The sequence below is a fragment of the Rhodococcus sp. IEGM 1381 genome, from assembly GCF_030056795.1.
In the GTDB taxonomy this organism is placed as follows: domain Bacteria; phylum Actinomycetota; class Actinomycetes; order Mycobacteriales; family Mycobacteriaceae; genus Rhodococcoides.
Map to the genome: position 1 here is coordinate 1,480,951 of NZ_JASHKQ010000001.1, position 23,486 is coordinate 1,504,436.

Genomic DNA, 23,486 nt, shown 5'->3' on the forward strand with positions numbered 1-23,486 from the left:
ACTCTTCTCTCCGAGAATGCGAGGACCACGTGACTACGTCGACCCCGACGCGCGGCACTACCAACAACGTGATCGACGACATCCTGCCGCTCAGCCCGCTTCAGGAAGGGCTGCTGTTTCACAACATGTACGACGGCGATTCTGCCGATGTGTACGCCGTCCAGTCGATCTTCGAGCTGGAAGGCCCACTCGACAATTCCGCTGCACAGAGCGCAGTCGCGGGGATTCTCGAACGGCACGCCAGTCTGCGTGCTGCGTTTCGACAACGGCGTTCCGGTGAGTGGGCGCAGATCATCGCAAGCCGGATACCAGTGCCGTGGTACGAGGTCGATCTCACGGATCTTCCCGCCGAGAAACAACTTCCAGCGGCCGCAGCGGTCGCGGAGAAGGATCGGAAGCGACGGTTCGACGTCGGAAAGCCTCCACTGCTGCGGTTCACACTGGTTGTACTGGGGGAGAAGCGGCATTGGCTCGTGCTGACGATCCACCACACCCTTATCGACGGCTGGTCACTCCCCATCCTGCTGTCGGAGTTCGAGGCGCTGTACCGGGGCAAGCCCCAATCCGCTCTCCCGCCGCTCACTCCCTACCGCGACTATCTGGTGTGGTTGCACAAGCAAGATCGAGAGGCCGCGCTGGCAGCATGGGATGCCTCGCTCGGTGGCCTCGAGATGTCGACACTTGTGGCAGAGCGAATCCAGGATCGGACGCCGACCGATCCGGAGCGCTACGACTTCGCGCTCTCTGCCTCAGAAACAACGGCGGTCACCGAGGGCGCTCGACGGTTCGGCGTCACTACCAACACCGTCGTTCAGGTGGCGTGGGCGTTCGTACTGGCGGGTCTCACCGGACGTGACGACGTCGTGTTCGGAGTGACGTCCAGCGGGCGACCGGCGCACCTGCCGGGTGTGGAATCGATGGTCGGCCTGTTCATCAATACCCTGCCGGCGCGGGTGCGATTGGATCCGAACGAATCGGTAGGAGAACTCGTTGCGCGAGTCCGAGCTGAACAAGCGCAGCTCCTGGACATAGGATTCGTACCGCTCAGCGAGATACAGCAGCGCAGCGGGCTCGGGCAACTGTTCGACACGTCCGTGGTCTTCGAGAACTTTCCGTTCGACAGGCGCAGCGAAGCTGTCAGTGCTGAGTCCAGAGACGAACTGGAGGTGGTCGGTACGCGTAGCCATTCGGCCAACCACTTCCCATTGAGCCTGGTGGGTATGCCCGACGATGTGTTGCGCTTCAAGATCTTTCACCAACCGGATCTGTTCGATGCGGATGCCGTCGAGTCGATCGCGACGCGCTTCGGTGCCTTGCTGAGTGCGGTGGTCGATCGTCCCGACGCTGTCGTCGGCAGGATGAGTCTGCTGACCGAGACGGAGCATGAGGAAGTTCGACACCACGCGAGTGCAGGCGGTTCCGTCGCTTCGACTGTCGAATCTGCGGCGGGCCCTACATTTTCGTTGCTGTTCGCCGCGCAGGTTGCCGCGAATCCACAGCACGTGGCAGTCGTCGCCCCCGGTAGTCAGGGCGAACCGGACCAAAAAATCACCTACGCCGAGCTAGATCGCAGGTCGGCGGCTTTGGCGCAACAACTGAAAGAGCGCGGGGCGAACCCGGAAGACGTTGTCGCAGTGCTGCTGCCGCTCTCGATTGAGCTTCTGGTGGCACTGCTGGCGGTGGTGAAGTCCGGTGCGTCTTACCTACCTGTCGACCCCGAATATCCTGCGGAGCGCATTCGGCACCTGATCGAGGATGCACGTCCAGTGCTCGTTCTGACCGGGCACGATGTCGATCTGCCCGACATCGATCCGCCGCAGATCGACGTGACCGAAGTCGAGTACGCGGAGCCGAGCGGTGATGTGCTGCCCACACCCCGATCGAGTCAGGCGGCGTACATCATCTATACCTCCGGTTCCACTGGACGACCGAAGGGTGTCGTCGTGGACCATGGTTCGCTCGGTTCCTACCTCAGCCGGGGAATCGGGGCGTACCCGGATGCCGCACGGTCCAGCTTGGCGCATTCCTCGCCTTCGTTCGACCTCACCGTGACATGTCTGTACCTTCCGCTGGTGAGCGGTGGAACGGTATGGATAGCCGATCTCCAGAACGCGGCCGAGGCCGCAATCCCACGCCCGTCTTTGTTGAAGGGAACGCCGTCACACCTTCGGGTGATTCATGAACTCGACTGGGACACTTCGCCTACGGGCACACTGATTCTTGGGGGCGAGCCCCTGTACGGCGAAGCGATACGGCAGTGGCGAGCCGATCATCCGAACGTCCGGGTGATCAACGCGTACGGGCCGACCGAGGCGACGGTGAACTGCATCGAGCACGTCATCGAGCCCGGTACGGACGTTGCCGACGGGCCAGTCCCGATCGGTCGGCCATTCGCAGGAGCCCGAGCATTCGTCCTCGACGCCGCACTGCGGCCGCTGCCGGTGAACGCTGTCGGCGAACTGTACGTGGCGGGAACAGTTTTGGCGCGGGGATACCTGCATCGCAGTGCTCAGACGGCGGAGCGGTTCCTTGCGTCACCGTTCGACGGGGGTCAACGGATTTACCGCACAGGCGATCTGGTCCGTCGTCGTGCCGATGGCTCACTGGTGTACGTCGGTCGTGCAGACGATCAGGTCAAGCTGCGTGGATTTCGCATCGAACCCGGTGAGATTCGTGCGGTGCTCATCGCCGCGGACGGGGTAGAGCAGGCCGTTGTCCTCGTCCGCGAAGATCAGCCGGGGGAGCCGAACCTGGTCGGTTACTACGTCGGTACGGCAGATCCAGTCACCTTGGAGACGCATCTGCGCTCGATGATTCCCGGTCACATGGTGCCGTCGTTCCTCGTGCCGCTGGAACGAATACCCCTGACACGTAACGGCAAAGTCGACACCTCCGAGCTTCCTGCTCCGGCTCCGGTCCTCGGCAAGAGTGCGTCGCTGTCCGATCCTCGCGCCGAACTGCTGCGGGTGATCTTCGCCGAGGTTCTCAAGCTGCCCACAGTAGGTGGGAACGATAACTTCTTCGAACTCGGCGGCCATTCCCTGCTCGCGATTCGCCTCGTGAGCAAAGTGCGGTCGATGCTACGGATCGCAATGAACGTCAAGCAGTTGTTCGAGGCGTCGACTCCCAACGAACTGGCTCGTGTGCTCGGTAACGTCGCGTCGGCGAGCCCCGCGCTGCGCGCAGGGAACAGGCCGAGTCGGATTCCGCTGTCCGCCGAACAGAATCGTCTGTGGTTCCTGCATCGCATGCATGGTCCGAGTGCGACCTACAATTTGACGGCCGCACTGCGGCTGAGGGGTCCCCTCGATGTCGCTGCGCTAGAGGCAGCGTTCGCTGATGTTCTCGACCGTCATGAGGTTCTGCGCACCGTGATGGCAGAGGACGACGACGGCGCGCGCCAGATCGTTCTTCCTGGATCGTCTTCCGCAGAACCCGATCCGCGTAGCACTCCATCGATCGAGCTGCACGAGTGCCAAGACGATGACCTGGAGCAGGTGCTCACGAGCGGTGCGGGGGCGACGATCGACTTCGCGAGCCAAATCCCTATGCAGCTCAGCCTGTTTCGAACGGCCCCGAATGACTACGTGCTTCTCGTGATCCTGCATCACATTGCTGGCGACGGCTGGTCGACGCCTTTGCTGACCCGCGACCTGTCGAACGCGTACGTCGCTCGAGTCGACGGCCAGGTGCCGGACTGGGAACCCTTGGCGGTGCAGTACGCCGACTACGCTCTGTGGCAAAGAGAGCAGCTCGGTCGTGACGATGAGGACAGCCTGCAATCACGCCAGCTCGGGTATTGGAAGCAGCAGCTCGCCGACCTTCCGGCCGAATTGGACCTGCCGACGGATCATCGCCGTCCGGCCGTGGCCTCGTATCGTGGCCGACACGCGCGCATCGACCTCGACACGTCGACGCATGCACGTCTGATCCAGGTCGCGCGAGAGGTAGGCGTCACCCCGTTCATGGTGTTGCAGGGAGCCCTTGCTGTCTTGCTCTCCAGACTCGGCGCGGGTGACGACATTCCTATCGGCTCGCCCATTGCCGGTCGATCGGACGCCGCCACCCACGAGATGATCGGCTTCTTCGTCAACACCTTGGTATTGCGTACCGACCTATCCGCGGCCACGGACTTCGCGGGGTTGTTGCGCAGTGTTCGAGAAACCGACGTTGCAGCGTACGCGAATTCCGATATTCCTTTCGAGCGCCTCGTCGAGGAAATCAGACCGGAGCGCTCTCGCGCCCGCCACCCGCTGTTTCAAGTCATGTTGGCGTTCAACAACAACGATAGGTCGGCAGCCGAAGCGACAACGAAGCTGCCGGGCATTCAGGTGGAAAGCCTGCGGATCTCTGCGTCCACGGCGCGGGTCGATCTTGCTTTCAATCTCGTCGAGTCGTACTCGAAGGACGGCGAGCCGTCCGGTCTCACCGGGGTCCTCGAGTACGCCACGGACCTCTACACCGACGAGGGTGCACGTCGGCTCGTCGGTCGGTTCGAGAAGCTACTCCGTGAGTTACTCGTCGACCCGTATCGCTCGCTCGCAACCGTTTGCGTGCTGGACGATGTGGAGCGGCAGCGACTGCTGTACGAGGTGAACGCGACGGAGCAGCCCACGTCGCTCGATCTGATCGCATGCTTCGACTGTGTCGTGCACTCAGCGCCCGCGTCGCTCGCTGTGAGCGGCGATTGCGAACTCAGCTATGCGTCCTTGAACACGCGAGCGGACGAAATTGCCACGGCACTGCGCACTCTCGGTGTGGGGCCAGGACATCGCGTTGCGGTGGCGCTACCGCGGACCACCGATCTGATCGCGACGCTGCTCGCCGTGCTGAAGACCGGTGCCGCATATCTGCCGCTCGACCTCAGGTATCCGGCCGAGCGAATATCGTGGATGTTGCAGGATGCGAAACCTAGCATTGTTGTGACGACCTCGGACGTCGCGCCGCAAATCGACTACGTCGAGTCCGAGCAGCTATTGCTCGACGAGACCATGTTTCCCGATTCGGGCGAACGGGTCGATGTCCCGGTTCCGGCCGATGCTCCCGCCTATGTCATCTATACCTCCGGTTCTACGGGTCGCCCCAAGGGAGTCGTCGTCACCCGTGGCGCATTGGCAAATCTGCTCGCCGGGATGGCGCGAGTTGTCGGTCTGAGTGCCGCGGATCGGTGGCTCGCAGTGACGACGGTCGGATTCGACATCGCAGGCTTGGAGATCTATCTGCCCCTGATAACGGGTGCCACGGTCGTGCTGGCGGACGCAGAAGACACGCGCGACCCAGCGCGACTCGCTTCGCGGATCACCGACGAGGGAATCACCATCATGCAGGCCACACCCAGCCTGTGGCGGTCGCTCGTCGACCAACATCCGCAGTCGCTCCGGGATTTGACGTCGCTGGTCGGCGGCGAGGCGCTCCCTGCCGAACTCGCGATCGAGCTCGCGGCGCGGACACGGAACACCTTCAACGTCTACGGACCGACCGAGACCACGGTCTGGTCGACTACGGCCGTGGTCGAGCAGATCGGTGTACCGAATATCGGGACTCCTGTCGACAACACCGCCGTGTACGTTCTCGACGTCAACCTTCAGCCCGTGCCATCTGGTGTAGTCGGCGAGATCTACCTAGCCGGACATGGTTTGGCACAGGGCTATTGGGGCAAAGCCGCCGTCACGTCCGAACGATTTGTGGCCAACCCGTTCTCTGCGGAGGGGGCGGTAACTCAGGGTTCGAGAATGTACCGCACCGGTGACCTCGCCCGGTGGGGTGAGGACGGACGCCTGTACTGCCTCGGGCGCGCGGACGACCAGGTGAAGTTGCGCGGATTCCGCATCGAACTCGGTGAGATCGACGGCGTCTTCGAAACTCACCCTGACGTGTCGCGGGCGGTGACGGTGCTACGAGATCAAGCGTCGCAACTCGTCACGTACGCGGTATCGACCCTCGGGCGAGCGATCGAGCCGGATGCGCTGAGAACGTACGCATCCCGCTACCTACCCGATTACATGGTTCCCGCAGTGGTCGTCGACCTCGACAGGTTTCCGTTGACGCCGAATGGCAAGGTGGACAAGGCCTCGTTGCCGGAACCGGTGACCGACTCCGACGATGGACGGTCGGCGCGTAGTCCACGGACACCGCGGGAAGACTTGCTGTGTGGCCTGTTCGCGCAGGTGCTCGGTCGGGCGAACGTCGGAATCGACGACGACTTCTTCGCCCTCGGTGGACACTCACTCGCCGCTATGCGTTTGGCCGGGCGTATCCGACCGCTGTTGGGCGTGGAGATGCCCATCGCAACGCTGTTCGAGAACCCGACCGTTGCGGGGTTGGCTTCGGCGCTCGAGAGCGCCGAGTCCGGTCGCCCGCCTGTCGTTGCGGCGGTACGGCCCGAGCGGATCCCGCTTTCGCCTGCGCAACAGCGACTGTGGTTCCTGAGCCAGTTCGAAGGTGGCGACCCGACCTACAACGTGCCCGCCGCACTGCGCCTGCGCGGCCCGCTGGACGAAGCCGCGTTGCAGAGGGCAATCGACGATGTTGTGTATCGCCACGAGACGTTGCGCACCACCGTCGGAGAGCCGATCGACGGGGAGAACTCGGAGCCGGTCCAACTGATCCATGCGCCTCGGCCCGGTCAGACCGCGCTGCGGGTACTCGACACAGTCGATCGAGAAGTCGACACGGTCCTGGCTCGGATAGTGCGGGAGCCCATCGACCCCGTGCAGTCTCTGCCGATGCGAGTAGATCTCGTCCGCGTAGGCAGGGACGATCACGTGCTGGTTGTGGTGGTTCATCACATCGCCGCCGACGGGGGGTGGTCGATGCCTATTCTGATCCGCGACTTGACCCGTGCGTATCTCGCTCGCGCCGTGGGTCGAGCGCCGACGTGGTCGGCTCTGCCGGTTCAATACGCGGACTACACCCTGTGGCAAAGAGACCTCCTCGGTGCCGAGACCGATAGCAGCAGCGTTCTCAGCCAGCAACTGTCGTATTGGCGGACAGTGCTGGCCGACCTACCTGCGGAGCTGAAGCTGCCTACGGACAGGCAGCGGCCGAAGGAGCCGACGCACAGTGGTGGGACGCACGAGTTCGTACTCGACCCGAGATTGCACGCCGCCGTCGAGAAACTGGCCACAACGCATCATGTGAGTGCATTCATGGTGATGCAGGCGGCTGTCGCTGTCGTTCTGTCCCGAGTCGGTGCAGGCGACGATATTCCGCTCGGAACGCCGATCGCAGGCAGAACTGACGACGCCCTGACCGATCTGGTCGGATTTTTCGTGAATACCCTGGTCCTTCGGGTCGATCTTGCCGGCGATGTCACCTTCGCCGAGCTGCTCGATCGCGTCCGCACGGTCGACCTGGAAGCGTTCGCGCATGCTGACGTGCCGTTCGAGCGTTTGGTGACCGAAGTGAACCCACCACGCGAGATCGCAAGGCACCCGCTGTTCCAGACGATGATCACCTGGCACCGAGCACCCGTCGAGCGCCACGATGAGGAGGGCACACCGCGCGATGAGCTCGACATCACCACGCAGCCATTCGAATCGGGTATCGCGACGTTCGATCTACTGTTCTCGTTCGACGACCGCAGGGGGGTCGGCGGTACGCCCGCGGGCATCACCGGCCACTGCGAGTTCTCTACCGACCTCTTCGACTCCGAGACCGTCGTTGCGCTAACCCGACGATTGCTCGACGTACTCGGTGCCGTGGTCGCCAATCCGGACTGCCTGGTCCACACCGTGCCCGTCCTGTCGGAGAACGAACTCCTCGCGGCTCAGGAGCAGAGCCGGTCAGCATCCGAAGCGCCGTTCGTCTCGGTAGTTCGGCGATTCGCAGACCAGGTCGAAGCGACACCGCTTGCAGTCGCCGCGACGGCAGGGGATCAGCGGCTGACCTACGCCGAACTCGACAAACGATCGGACGAGTTCGCGGCAGGACTGTCGATGCGCAGAATCGGCCGCGAGTGCATCGTGGCAGTCGCACTGCCGAGGTCGATCGACTTGGTGGTCTCGTTGCTCGGCACACTGAAGTCCGGATCCACCTACCTACCGGTCGATCCTGGCCTCCCGGAGGCACGGGTAGAGCAGGTTCTGGCCGACGCCGCGCCGAGCATCGTGGTTGTCGGCGATGCGTCCCAGATGTCGGTGGGAGGAACGGAGCAGGCCACGGTTCGGCAGATTGCAACGTCGGACTCGGCGGTCGTGCGCGTCCGGGTCGCATCGGACGACGCGGCATACATCATTTCCACATCGGGATCCACCGGTCGCCCGAAGGCCATCGTGATGACCCACGGATCGCTTGCGAATCTGCTCGGGTGGCACAAAGCGACCACCCCGGTGGAGCGCGATACTGTGGTGGCCCAGTTCACTGCGGTCGGGTTCGACGTGTCAATTCAGGAGATACTGGCCGCAGTGACGGGCGGCGCGCAGCTGGCTGTGTGCCCGGACGAGGTTCGACACGACCCGACCGAATTTGCCCGCTGGCTGGAGGCCGAACGGGTTACCGACCTGTATGCGCCGAACCTCGTGATCGACAGTCTCTTCGCGGCACGAGCCGCTGCCGGAGTGGAGCTTTCACGTCTCCGTCGGGTAATGCAGGCAGGCGAGGCACTGACCCTCGACGCGCCCGTTCGTGAATTCTTCGCAGCAGATCCGCGTCGCCGTCTGCATAATCACTACGGACCTGCGGAGACTCATGTGGTCACGGCATTCGAACTCCCGTCAGCGGACGAGTGGCCGTCGACGCCGCCGATCGGTAGGCCTATCGCCAACACGGGTTGCATGGTGCTCGACGGCGCACTCCAGCCGGTCCCCGACAGAGTTCCGGGCGAACTCTACGTCACCGGGGTAGCAGTCGGGCGAGGTTACCTGGGGCGTTGGGGGATGACAGCCGAGCGATTCATCGCAGACCCGTTCGGCGACGGTGAACGTATGTATCGCACAGGAGATCTCGTACGACGTGAGCCCGATGGGTCACTGTACTTCCTCGGGCGGTCGGACGGCCAGATCAAGCTGAGGGGCTTCCGAATCGAGCTCGAGGAAGTGCGCACTGCTCTTGCCGATGTCCCGGGAATCGTGACAGCCGCGGTGGTGGTGCGCGAGGACGATCCGGGTGACCGACGGCTCGTGGGATACGTAGTTGGCGACACTTCGGACGACTGTGTGAGCGAGGCCGATCCGGGGCTCCGCGCGCGCGACGCACTGCGTGCGGTGCTGCCCGACTACATGGTGCCCGCAGCAGTGATCGATGTTCCCGAAATCCCTCTGACGCGGACCGGAAAACTCGACCGCTCGGCACTTCCGCGTCCCGAGTACCGCGTCGAAAACGTGCGGTTGCCGGAAACGGAGGTCGAACAACGGATGGCGGCAATGTTCGGCGATGTGCTGCGAATCGACAGGCAGATCGGTCGTGACGAGAACTTCTTCGACCTGGGCGGCCACTCTCTCATGGCTACACGGTTGGTCGGACGAATCCGTGCCGGGTTCGGTGCTGACATCGGCGTTCGGAACGTCTTCGAAACTCCGACCCCACAAGGCTTGGCTCGTCACATCGATGCTGATGGCATTTCGCGAGTGCTCGACCGACCCGAGATCGGAACTCTGGCACGCCCGCACCGGCTTCCCCTGTCCGCTGCACAGCGGCGGCTGTGGTTCCTGTATCGGTTCGAAGGGGCGAATGCCGCGTACAACCTCACAACTGCGCTGCGGATAACCGGGGCACTCGACGTCGACGCACTGGGTCAGGCCGTAGTGGACGTGTCGTCTCGTCACGAGAGTCTCCGAACGGTGTTTCCCGCCGACGGTGACGGTGCCCATCAGGTCGTGTTACCGATCGCCGAAGTACCGCCACTGCGCCGGCGCCGAGCGCGGCCGGAGCAACTCGATGCCGCGCTTGCCGAGGAAGCCGCCTACCCTCTGGAGCTGGATACCGAGCTGCCGTTGCGACCGACACTGATCGAGATGGGTGACGAAGACCACGTTCTGGTGTTGGTCTTGCACCACATCGCCGGCGACGGGTGGTCGATCCCGCTGCTCACCCGTGATCTCACGACCGCCTACAGGTCGCGCACCGAAGGGGCGATGCCGGACTGGGACGATCTCCCGGTGCAGTACGCCGATTTCGCATTGTGGCAGGAGCGGGTGCTGGGCGAGCCGGACAACAGCGACAGCGTCAGCGGCCGTCAATTGGGTTACTGGAAGGACGCTCTGCGTGGTTTGCCCACAGAAATCGCTCTTCCTGTGGACCGGCACAGGCCAGCGGTCGCCAGTCAGCACGGTGCACAGGTCGACGTGGTGATACCGCCGCAAACGCATGCTGCCCTGCGCACACTGGCGCTGCAGCGCGATGTCAGTGTCTTCATGGTCGTGCAAGCAGCACTTGCGGTGTTGCTCACGCGTTCCGGGGCCGGAACGGACGTACCCATCGGTTCGCCGATCGCTGGCCGCCCCGACGCTGCGGTAGAAGAGTTGGTCGGCATTTTCGTCAACACGCTGGTCCTTCGCACGGACACCTCCGGCGATCCGACCTTCGCCGAGGTCTTGGCCCGGGTCCGGGATGCAGATCTCGCCGCTTTCGCGAACTCCGACATTCCGTTCGAGCGGTTGGTGGAGGAGATGAATCCTGAACGCTCGATGGCGCGCCACCCGCTGTTCCAGGTGTTGCTGATGTGGAACAACACCGACACCGGGATCGGCGATGCGAACTCGGCCGACGGTGTCACCATCGACCAACTCCCTGTTGCCGCAACGTCGGCCAAAGTAGACCTTGCACTGAACATTTCGGATCGGACCGCACCGGGCGAGCCCGCGAACGGACTACGGGGTGTGCTCGAGTTTGCGACCGACCTGTTCGACTACCGGACCGCAGAGAGTCTGGCGAAAGGATTCGTCAGACTACTGACGGCCCTCGTCGTCGAGCCGGATGCGCCGATCGCCGACGTGGACTACCTGGACCCGCACGAACGCGGTGTGCTCCTGCAGGAATGGAACGACACCGCAACGGAATCGGCACCGATCGGCCTTTTGCAGGCTTTCGATGCTTCCGTGGCGAAAGACCCTACGGCGGTTGCACTTCGGTGCGCGGGACAGGGGTTGACCTATGCCGATCTGGCGGAGCGGGTAGCCACTATCGCGCGCGGCATACGCGCGGCAGGCGTCGGGTGCGACGATGTGGTGGCAGTGGCATTGCCTCGGACGTTCGACCTTGTCGCGACGTTACTCGGGGTGTTGCGCGTGGGGGCCGGATACGTTCCGCTGGACACGGAGTATCCGGCGGAACGGTTGTCGCTCATTCTCGGTGCAACAGAACCGCGTCTGCTCGTGACGGATGAGGAAGGAGCCGTTCGACTGCCCGACGACGCCCGAGCGATCCCCACGCAGATGGTGGCCGACGTCCGCGGCGATCGCGCCGAGCAGGACACGTACGAACTCGTACCGTCCACAGCCACCGCGTATGTCATCGCGACGTCCGGCTCGTCCGGCCAGCCCAAGAACGTCGTGGTGACGAGAGGAGGCTTGGACAACCTCCTCGGTGCGATGCGAAGCAAGATCGAGCTCGGTGCCGGCGACCGCTGGCTCGCCGTCACGACCGCCGCGTTCGACATGTCGGTGCCGGAGCTCTATTTACCACTCACGGTGGGCGCGACCGTCGTGCTGACCGACCGCGACACCGTTCGCGACGCCCCTGCGCTTGCGGAGCTGATCCGAGACGAGCAAATCAGCGTTCTGCAGGCGTCCCCGAGCCTGTGGCAATCCCTGCTGGTTTCCTCACCGGAGTCGGTCGTCGGACTTCGAGCTCTCGTGGGTGGCGAGCCCTGGACCGGTGAACTGGCTGCGCAACTGTTGAAACGAGTGTCGACGCTGATCAATCTCTACGGCCCGACCGAGACCACGGTCTGGTCGACGTTCGATCGGATATCTCGTCCAGAACCACCGAAAATTGGACGCCCGATGTCCAACACCACCGTGTACGTACTCGACGCTCGACTCCGACCGGTTTCGGTCGGGGTGTCGGGTGAGCTCTACATCGGCGGATCCGGCTTGGCACGGGGCTACAGCAAGCAGCCCGAGCTCACAGTGGAGCGATTCGTCGCCGATCCCTTCGGCACGGGTGACCGGCTCTACCGAACGGGCGATGTCGTCCGCTGGAGCGCGGGAGGACGCCTGCAGTACCTGGGCCGTGCGGACGATCAAGTCAAATTGCGTGGTTTTCGGATCGAGCTGGGGGAAGTCGAATCGGTCCTCGCCGCGCATCCGAGTGTCGGGACCGCCGCAGCGGTTGTCCGAGAGGATAATCCGGGCAACGAGCGCCTCGTCGGGTACGTGGTACCTGTCCGTCCCGGACAGGAGATCGACCTGCAATCGATCCTTGGACACGCGGCGAAGTCGCTGCCCGCGTACATGATCCCGTCAACACTGGTCGCGGTCGACAAGCTTGCACTCACCGTCAACGGCAAAGTGGACCGGCGTAGCCTACCGGTGCCGGAGCCCGCCGCCGAGGTTCGGGTGGAGCCCCGCACGCGCACCGAGCGGATGCTGTGCGGCGCGTACGCCGAACTGTTGGGGCACCGAGCAGTCGGCGCGGAGCAAGACTTCTTCGCGCTCGGCGGTCACTCGCTGCTAGCGACCCGATTGATCAGTCGTATTACGGCCGAGACCGGCGTCGAGCTGTCGGTGCGTGCGGTCTTTCAGCAACCGACACCCGCAGGTCTCGCTGCAGAGGTCGACGCGGCGACATCCATCGACGGTGCGGGCGCGACATCGCCGCCCGTGCGCACACGTCCGAAGCTTCGGAGAAGGGCACCGAGATGACCGATGAAGAGTTTGTTCTGGAGCCAGCCGATGACAGGTCGGCGCTTGTCGCGCTGTCGTCCCAGCAGCAGCGTCTGTGGTTTCTCCAGCTGCTGGAGGGGCCGAACGCCCTGTACACGGTCCCGGTTGCGCTGCGCTTGTCCGGCGCAGTCGACAAGGGCGCATTGACTGCCGCCCTGGCGGACGTCGTGGAACGGCACGAGACCTTGCGGACTGTCGTCGAGCCTGCAACCGAAGAACACCCGGCAGGTCAGCGCGTGTTACCTGTAACCGAAGCCCAGCCGGTCCTCTTGGAGCTGTTGGTTCCGAAAGGCGATGTCGAGGGGGCGATTTCGAAAGAGTTGCGTCATCCGTTCGACCTTGCGGCCGCGCCACCGCTTCAAGTTCGGTTGATCACCGCCGAGGGGTCGCACGACGAATCAATACTGCTATTGATGGTTCACCATTTCGCGACCGATGGCTGGTCGACGCCATTATTGGTGCGAGATTTGTTGCGCGCCTACGCTGCTCGTGTCGATAACGTTGCGCCGTCGTGGTCCGAGCTGCCTGTCCAGTACACGGATTTCACGTTGTGGAAGGACGAGTTGCTGGGATCTGAGACGGACCCGCAGAGCATCGCAGGGGTGCAGCTCGCATACTGGAGCCACCAACTCGCCGGTGCGCCGGATGAGCTGTCACTGCCGTACGACCGGGCCCGCGGAACGGTCGCCAGCTATCGAGGTGGATCGGTTCCGGTCATGATCCCGGCGCACGTGCATCGGCAGATCGTCGACCTGGCCCGTCGGCAGCGAGTCACCGTGTTCATGTTGGCCGAAGCCGTCGTGGCAGTTTGGCTTTCCGCGCACGGAGCAGGTACCGACATCCCCGTGGGAACGCCGATCGCGGGGCGCACCGATTCGGCGCTGGATGAATCGGTCGGCTATTTCACCAACACATTGGTCCTCCGAAACGATCTGTCGGGTCGCCCGACGTTCCTCGAACTGCTCGCGCGAACAGCCGAACTCACCCTGGACGCGCACGACCACCAAGACGTTTCGTTCGAGCGCCTCGTGGAATCGTTGAATCCCGCGCGATCGCGCGCCCGCAATCCGTTGTTCCAGACTCTGCTGACCTGGAACAACTTCGGCGGTGGAACGGCGCGCGCCGAGGCGAGCGGCTTGACCGGCCTCGACGTCGACCTAATGTCCTTGCACTCCGATTTCGCTCGTTTCGATCTGTCGATCAACCTCACCGAGCAGTTCGGCGGCGGCGGCGAGCCGACGGGCATCGCGGGGTCGCTCGGATTCGCAACCGATCTGTTCGATCGAGAGACGATCGACGGCTGTGCGGCTAGGCTCGTCCGGCTGTTCGCCACATTGACCGAATCACCCGACCGGCCGGTCACCACCGTCAGTGCTCTCCCGGAACGCGAGGCGCGGACGATTCTGCGCGAATGGAACGACACAGCTCGACCGAGAGAAGTCGAATGGCTGACGCAGTTCGAGCAACACGCAGCGACCGCCCGGGATGCCCCTGCCGTGGCGGCGCATCCGAGTGGCGGCGAGCTCTCGTACGGGGAGCTGAACACCCGGGCGGACGTCCTCGCTGAGCGATTCCATGAGTTGCTCGGCGACGCAGGGCCGGATGCAATCGTGGCCATCGCGCTACCTCGTATTCCCGACCTGGTGACCACGCTGCTCGCGGTGCTCAAAGCGGGCGCAGCCTTCCTTCCGCTCGACACGTCGTACCCGGCCGACCGGCTCGAATACATGCTGAACGACGCGAGCCCACGGCTTCTCGTGACGACCGCTGGCAGCCTCGACCAACTTCCGGGGACGGTCTCCGAACACATTCGGACGGTGTTGATCGAACACGAGCTCCCGCAGGGCGAATACGAGCAGCCGGCCTCATTGCTTTCGTCGCGGACCGTGCTCGACGGGCGTACTACGCCGGAGCGCCTGGCGTACATGATCTACACCTCGGGTTCGACCGGACGACCGAAGGGCGTCGAGGTGACCCGTGGCGGCCTGGACAACTTCCTCGCCGCGGTGGTTCGCGATTTCGAGCTGAGCCCGTCGCACAGAATGCTCGCCGTCACAACCCTTGGATTCGACATCGCGAGTCTGGAGATCTTCGCACCATTGTCTGCCGGTGGCACGGTGGTACTTGCCGATCGCAGCACCACTCGCGATCCGGCGGCGTTGGCCGCCGCGCTCCGAAATGCAGGGGCGACCCACATGCAGGCGACGCCGACTTTGTGGGGCGCGGTTGTCGAGCACGACGCGAACGCTGTCGATGGTGTCGTCGCACTCGTTGGTGGCGAGGCTCTATCGCCGTTGCTCGCCGAACGCATGGTGGCGGCCGCCGCGTCCGTCACCAATCTGTACGGTCCTACCGAAACGACCGTGTGGTCCGCCAGCGCCGAGGTTCACGCTGACGAACTGCCTACCATCGGCGCGCCACTGACGAACACCGAGCTCTTCGTCCTCGGGGCCGATCTCGCGCCGGTGCCGGTAGGAGTCGCAGGCGAGCTGTATATCGCGGGTGACGGCCTCGCCCGCGGGTACCGCGCGCGGCGCGGTCTCACTGCGGAACGGTTCGTGGCGCACCCGTTCCGGGTTGGAAGTCGGATGTATCGCACAGGAGACCTCGTCCGGTGGTTGCGACCGACCGCGAACGGGCGCCCACGGCTGGCGTACTTGGGGCGCGCGGATTCTCAGGTCAAGGTGCGCGGATTTCGGATCGAGTTGGGTGAAATCGAGGCGACTGTCGCGAGGCAACCCGGGATTGCGCGAGTTGCGGTGACCGCGCGCGTCGACGGTGCAGGAAACCATCAGCTCGTCGCATATCTGGTGCCGTCGGATGAAGGTCGACCGGACCTGGCAGTTCTGGTCGCTGCACTGGGCACCGATCTGCCCGAACATATGATCCCGGCGTCGTTCGCAGTGATCGACGATCTGCCGGTAACGCCGAACGGCAAGATCGACAGGGCTGCGCTACCCGGCCCCGAGGTAGTGGCGTTCGAGACCACCGTCGCGGTTGCGGACTCGGGCGTCGCTCGCATCCCGCGCACGCCGCAGCAGGTGATCCTCTGCGGATTGTTCGAGGAGCTTCTGGGTCGGCAGATCGGCTTGGACGACGACTTCTTCGTCAACGGTGGGCACTCTCTCGCCGCTATGCGTCTGGTTTCTCGGATCCGGTCGGTGTTGGGGGTGGAACTCCCGATCGGCCAGTTGTTCGACCATCCGACCGTGGGCGGACTGGTGGAAGTTTTGCATTCCGGGGCTGAACGGCTCCCCTTGACGCAGCAGGCGCGGCCGGACCGCATTCCTCTGTCCGCAGCGCAGCAACGGCTCTGGTTCCTCGGACGCTTCGAGGACGGCAGCGTTGCCTACCACGTGCCCGCAGCGTTGCGGGTTCGTGGACCTCTCGACGCGGAGATCGTGGCGGCGGCACTGCACGAGGTAACCACGCGCCATGAAACCCTCCGGACAGTGTTCGACGCTGATGCCGATGGTCCGCGACAGGTGATTCTGCCACCGTCGCAGGCAGTCCCGGACTTCCGGGAACATACTGTGGCGGAGGCTGATCTACACGATCTGATCGCTGGGGCGGTCGCGGAGCCGTTCGATCTCGCAGCCGACCTGCCACTTCGGACCCATCTGGTCAGGGTCGGACAGGATGACCACGTCCTGCTGTTCGTGATGCATCACATCGCAGGCGATGGTGGGTGGTCGATGCCGCTGCTGGTTCGTGAGCTCATGAGCGACTACACCGCGCTTCGGGATGGTCGTTTCACACAGCGTCCGCCGCTGGCGGTGCAATACGCCGACTACACACTGTGGCAGAACCAGTTGCTGGGTTCAGACCACGAGTCGAGCGCTCTCGGCGCGCTCCAGTTGGCATACTGGCGCACCGCGCTATCGGATCTGCCCGATGAGCTTTCGCTTCCTACGGACCGCCCCAGGCGCGCCACGCCCAGTTATCGAGGACAATCGGTGTCTCTCGATTTGTCAGCCGACGAAGTCGCCATGGTGAGCCGAGTTGCGGGCGCGCATCAGGCAAGTTTGTTCATGGTGCTGCAGGGTGCGTTGGTCGCAACGCTGTATCGGTCCGGCGCAGGATCCGACATCCCGCTCGGCACGCCGACCGCCGGTCGCAACGATCCGGTGTTGGAGGATCTCATCGGGTTTTTCGTCAACACGCTGGTGTTGCGCAGCACAGTGGACGTGGATATGCGCTTCTCGGATCTACTTGCACAGATTCGTAAGACAGACCTCGACGCATATGGTTGCGCCGACGTGCCGTTCGAACGCCTCGTGGAGGAGCTGAATCCGGGTCGGTCGATCGGGCGACACCCCTTGTTCCAGACATCGCTCACCCTCAACTCGTTGTCGCTCGACGTTTCGGACGTCAACGCGGGAGTGGTTGTGGAGAACGACCTGCTGATCGAACCGATGAGCGTCGGAACCGGTTCCGCGATGTTCGATCTTGCCTTCGCATTCGGTGCGGCAACCGATGCGAACGGTCGCACCGTCGGTCTCGATGGCAGGCTCGACTACGCTACCGACCTGTTCGATCACTCGACGGCATCGGATCTCGCTCAGCGGTTTCGCCGACTCCTACTCGCAGCGTGTGAAGACCCCAACTCCCTGATCGATGACCTCGACGTTCTCGACGCCGCCGATCGTCGTGAACTCACTTTCGGTTCGAATTGTGCTGTGGCAGAGTGTGAGTCGCCTGGGTTCGGTATCGTTGATCGGTTCCTGCGTCACGCGCAGGCATCGCCCGACTCGACTGCTGTGATCGACCTACATGCGCGAATCACGTACTCCGAGCTCGCGGAGCGGGTGCTCCGATGGGCAGCGGGCATGCGTGCGCTCGGTGCCGGTCCTGACATGTTGGTCGCAGTCGCTCTGCCTCGGACGGTGGACGTAACGACGGCTGCACTAGCGATCCTGGCATCGGGCGCGGGGTGGTTGCCGATCGATCCGACTCAGCCACCGGGCCGAACTCGCGCCGTGCTCGACATTGCCGAAGCCGCGGTGATCATCACCACCGCAGAGATCCGTGCACAGCTGCCCGAGGATCTCGGTGCAACTACGGTCGTCGTAATCGATTCCCTCGCAGGCGATGCCCCCCTGACCGGCACCTGGCCGACCGACGTCGGACCGTTGACAGCACCGGTACGTGCGCAACCCGACGGCATCGGTTACGTGACCTTCACCTCCGGATCAACGGGAGCACCGAAAGGCGTGGTCGTCACTCGCGCGAGTCTCGAGAATGTCGTCTCGGCGTTCATACGACGCCTGGCGCTCGGTCCCGCCGATCGATGGGTGTCGGTGACGACGATCGGCTTCGACATCGCACAGCTGGAGACGTTGGCGCCGCTGGTGTGCGGGGCCACACAGATCATCGCGGCGGACCACGAAGTGAAGACACCAGCGGCGCTTGTCAGGTTGATGCGTCGCGAGCATGCGACCGTGTGGCAAGGCACGCCGAGCCTGGCGCAGGCCGTCGTGGCCGAGGATCCGCACACGTTCGACGGACTGAGGGTCGTACTCGGCGGGGAGCCACTGCGTGCTGATCTTGCGCGCGTGATCGCCGAACACGCGCAGTCGCTCACGAACGGTTATGGACCGACCGAGTCGAGCATCTACTCCAGCCATGCCTTCGTGGACGGTAGCGTGACACCCCCGATCGGGGGGCCGGTCGCGGGCACTCGCCTCTATGTCCTAGATCGGCGCCTTCAGCCGGTGCCGGTCGGTGTACCGGGTGAATTGTTCATCGGCGGCAGGGGAGTTGCGAGGGGCTACCGGAACCGTTCTGCGTCGACCGCAGAGCGATTCGTAGCCGATCCGTTCGTCGAAGACAGTCGTCGAGGCGAGAGAATGTATCGCACAGGTGATCTCGTGCGATGGACACGCCACGGCGTCCTGCATTACCTCGCACGTCTCGACGACCAGGTGAAGCTACGCGGTTTCCGTATCGAGCCGGGCGAGATCGAGGCAGTGTTGACCTCGCACCCCGCACTGGCACGAGCAGTCGTGACAGTGCGGGAAGATCACCCGGGCGATCAGCGGTTAGTGGGGTACCTGGTTCCGAACGGCAACGAGGAGATCGACGTCGACGCCGTGCGTCGCCACGCTGCCGCGGCGCTTCCGACGCACATGGTGCCATCGTTCTTCGTCACGTTGGATCGCTTGCCTCTGACTGCCAGCGGAAAGGTCGACCGCCGGGCGCTGCCCGCACCCGTCGTGTCCGAATCGTCCGAGGATTCCGGCTCGGTGACCCCGCTACAGGAGATCGTTTGCGATCTGTTCGCAGACGTACTCCAGGTGCCGCGTGTCGGTCTGAACGACGACTTCTTCGCTGTCGGTGGACATTCCCTGCTCGCTGCTCAACTGATGGCCCGCGTGCGCGCAACTCTGGGAGTCGAGCTCGAGATTCGAGACCTGTTCGGTTCGCCGACGCCGGAAGGCATCGACAGGCTGATCACAGGTCGGCTTCGTCGTCATGTGGTTACGCCGCCGGTCGTGCGGCAGCCGCGTCCGGAGCGAATTCCGCTGTCGTTCGCGCAGCAGCGGTTGTTCTTCCTTTACCAGTTGGAGGGTCCACAGCCCACGTACAACGTGGCGACTGCGCTGAAACTTCGTGGTCCGCTGGACATCGAGGCGCTCGGGTTGGCGTTCAACGATCTGGTGGTCCGCCACGAGAGTCTGCGGACCGTGTTCTCCGCCGACGACGACGGGGAGATTCAGCGAATCCTGCCGCCCAACGGGGTTCACCCCGCGGTCGAGGTCGTTCCTACCACTGACCAGAATGCAGCTCTGCATGATGCCGTCGGGTACGGTTTCGACCTCACCCAGGAGATCCCGATCCGGGTGTGGCTGTTCGAGTCGGACTCACCGAGGGGCGACACGTCGGTCGGTGTTGCTCAACGAGGAGTAGGCAGCGAACGGACGCTCCTGGTACTGATGCACCACATTGCATGCGACGGTTGGTCTCTCGGCGTGCTTGCCAGGGAACTGATGAGCGCGTACGAGGCGCGGTGCTCCGGTGACGAGGCAGACTTGCCCGAACTTCCGGTGCAGTACGCAGATTACGCGTTGTGGCAACGGGAGCTTCTGGGCGATCTCGGTCTGCCCAGCGCGCGTGCCGTCGCCCAGCTGGACTACTGGCGCGACGCGTTGGCAGAGCTTCCGACGGAAATCGCCCTTCCCGCCGACCGCCCACGTGCGGACAATGCGATTCGCCGCGGAGCAACAGTGTCGTTCAGCTTCGACGCAGACCTGCACGCCGCGATCGTCGCACTCGCGGCCCAGCGGCAGGTTTCGACCTTCATGGTGTTGCATGCCGGACTGGCCACGTTGCTGCATCGATTGGGGGCGGGTACGGATATCCCGATCGGAGCGCCCGTGGCGGGCCGAGCGGACTCTTCTCTGTCGCAGCTCATCGGATTTTTCGTCAATTCGCTTGTGCTTCGCACGGACCTCAGCGGAGAGCCAACTTTCCTGGAGCTACTCGATCGGGTGAGAGATTCGGACTTGGAGGCATATGCGAACGCCGACTTGCCGTTCGAGCGGGTTGTCAACGAACTGAACCCGGAGCGATCACTATCGAGGCATCCACTGTTTCAAACGGAGTTGGTGTGGGCCGAACAGGGGCGAGACCGTCCCCGTTCCGAATTCGCTGGAGTGCAGATTGCCCAACAGCGCGCTGACACCGGTGTCGCACGGTTGGACCTGTCCTTCGCTGTGGTCGGACATAGAACCGAAGATGGTCGACCGGCCGGAATAACCGGCAAGTTGCTCTACTCGACGGACCGGTTCGACGACAGCACAGCGACGGCGCTCGTCGACCGGTTGCGGGTGCTGATGAATGCGCTGGTTCGACGATCCGACGTTCCTGTCGGCATGGTCGAGTTGATCACGGACGCTGAGCGATCCGCTCTTCTCCGATGGAACGAGACGGCGCAGGCCGACGATGCGCCGTCGTTGGCAGAGCAATTCGCGGAGCAGGTCAGGATCACCCCCGAGGCAGAAGCAGTTGTCGAAACTGGGGGCGACCATTCCGACCGGAGCTTGACGTATGCGGAACTCGACCGTCGTGCCGAGGTACTCGCGAACCGACTTTTCGACGCGGGTGTAGGTGCGGAGCATCGCGTAGCAGTCGCGTTGCCGAGATCCGCCGATCTCGCTGTTGCGTTCATCGGGGTGCTGAAGGCCGGTGCGTGCTACGTGCCCATCGATCTGTCGCTACCGGATCAGCGAATCGATCTCATCCTCGACGACGTGAACCCCACCGTGATCGTGAGCTCAACGCACAATTGGACCGTTGACCGAGCACCCGACGTCCCGCGCCTGATAGTGGACAAGAGGGAACCCCATCGCACTGATGGGCTGCGGTCAAGGCCGCGTCATGCGCCGGACAATGCGGCTTACGTGATCTACACGTCCGGTTCCACGGGGCGACCCAAGGGAATCGTCATGCCTGCCCGCGGCGCGGTCAACCTGATCGGATGGCACAACCGCACGGTAGGAGCAGCGCCCGGACGCCGAATCGCCCAGTTCACCGGTGTGGGGTTCGACGTCTCGATTCAGGAACTTCTGACGGCGCTCACGACCGGAGCGACCCTCGTCGTGTGCCCAGACGACGTGCGGCTCGATCCCGTTCGTTTGGCGCGGTGGTTGGCCGAGGAACGGGTGAACGAGCTGTTGGCTCCGAATCTCGTGATCGATGCGGCGCTCGAAGCAGCAGCGACCGAGGGAATCGAACTGAGTTCCCTACAGAAAATCTTCCAGGCGGGCGAAGCGTTGACGCTGCGGCGTCCAGTTCAGGAGTTCTTCGCCGGAGCTCCTGATCGTCGGCTGTACAACCACTACGGGCCAGCCGAGACTCATGTCGTCACCGGCACACAAGTTGAGGTGCTCGCCGAGCAATCGCAGTTCCGGGCCGGCGTACCGACGTCGAGAGATACCCGGCCGCCGGCTATCGGCGCGCCCGTCGACAACAGTTCAGTACATGTTCTCGACTCGTACCTGCAGCCGCAACCGCCGGGAGTGAAGGGCGAAATCTACATCGCCGGAGCAGGTTTGGCGCGTGGATATCTCGGTCGTGCCGACCTGACCGCGCAGCGATTCGTTGCAGATCCGTTCGGCGCACCTGGAAGCAGGCTTTACCGGTCGGGTGACCTCGGCCGGTGGCGCACAGATGGAGTGCTCGAGTTCGAGGGGCGTGTCGACGATCAGGTCAAGATCAGGGGCTTCCGCGTGGAGCCGGGCGAGGTCGCCGCCGTCGCAGAGGAGCTGCCACACGTTGGACAGGCCGTTGCGGTGGTACGTGAGATCCGTCCGGCGGAGCTCGGAGTAGTCGTCTACGTTCTACCCGCGAACAATTCGGATCGGCGGGGTGCGGCACTCCGCGAACTGGTCGGGCTACATTGCGAGCGGCGGTTACCGTCCTACTCGGTTCCGGCGGTAGTGGTGGTGGACCACCTACCGTTGACCCGCAACGGAAAGTTGGATCGTGCAGCACTGCCGCTACCCGAGTTCGGGAACGCCGGCACCGAATCGAGATCGGCGGACGGGGCCGAAGAAACAATTCTCTGCGGGATCTTCGCTGAGGTCCTCGGAATTTCGGTGGTGAGTGTCGACGACAGCTTCTTCGATTTGGGTGGACACTCGATGTTGGCGGCGACGCTGGCGCGGCGGATCAATGCAGCGCTCGACACCGAGATCGGTGTCGCCTCGGTTTTCGAGACGCCGACCGTCGCTGGGCTGGCGCGAAAGATTCTGTGCGGCAAACCCGACGAGTCGGCTGGACGAAACCCTGTTCTGCCCCTTCGCGAACGGGGCGAACAGCGTCCGTTGTTCTGCTTCCATCCAGGATCGGGCGCGGGATGGTGCTATGCAGCGCTATTGGGATCCCTCGATCCAGGCCAACCTCTCTACGCGCTTCAAGCGCGCGGTCTTGCTTCGAGCGAGAAGATACCGGAATCGGTCGACGAGATGGCGGCGGACTATCTGGATCGGGTGCGCGCAATACAACCCGTCGGCCCGTATCGGCTTCTCGGCTGGTCCTTCGGTGGTCATGTGGCTCATGCCGTCGCGGACATTCTGCGACGTGCAGGGGAGACGGTCGAGCACCTCATAGTCCTCGACGCCCACCCGACGCCACACGGTCGGACGGTGGACGCCGTGGACGACGCAACTCTGATTGCCTGGCAATTCCGCGCGGTGGGCTTCGATTTCGCCGACGACGAGATCGGTGCGCGGCGATGGCCGCAGGCCCGATATCTCGCGTTCCTGCGCAATCGCCATCCGTCACTCGCATCTGAATCGGATGCAAATCTGGTGCGGTTGATCGAGCTTCAGCTCGCGCACACGCGCATGATGCGACAGCATCGGAACGGACTACACGCCGGCAACCTGACGCTCGTTTCCGCGGCTCCAGGTGGTACACCGTCGGCGGGTCCCGAGGTGTGGGAGCCACATGTGTCCGGCTCGGTGAATCACTTTCCGGTGCACGCAGAGCACGAGGCGCTTCTTGGCGACGCCGCGGTGGCCGCGCAGGTCGGGAGCATCGTGGCCAGTGTGCTAGCCGATCGGGAGGATGTGCGGGCGACGTAGCGCTTGCGCATAGAGCCGCTGTAGAGCTGAGCGTGAAGATCGTTTCTAGTTCCTACCGCTTGGTTGGGACTGA

The 23,486-nt window shown here is 63.8% G+C and carries 2 protein-coding genes; both read left to right on the forward strand.

The annotated features are described in order from the left end of the window. Window positions 1-29: 29 nt before the first annotated feature. Window positions 30-12,803, forward strand: a complete 12,774-nt coding sequence (locus tag QM797_RS07040) for a non-ribosomal peptide synthetase (protein WP_283274526.1) — start codon at window positions 30-32, stop codon at window positions 12,801-12,803. Then, a complete protein-coding gene (locus tag QM797_RS07045) occupies window positions 12,800-23,413 on the forward strand; it encodes a non-ribosomal peptide synthetase (RefSeq protein ID WP_283274527.1) in 10,614 nt (3,537 codons plus the stop codon). The genes QM797_RS07040 and QM797_RS07045 overlap by 4 nt, the downstream gene beginning before the upstream one ends. Window positions 23,414-23,486: the final 73 nt, after the last annotated feature.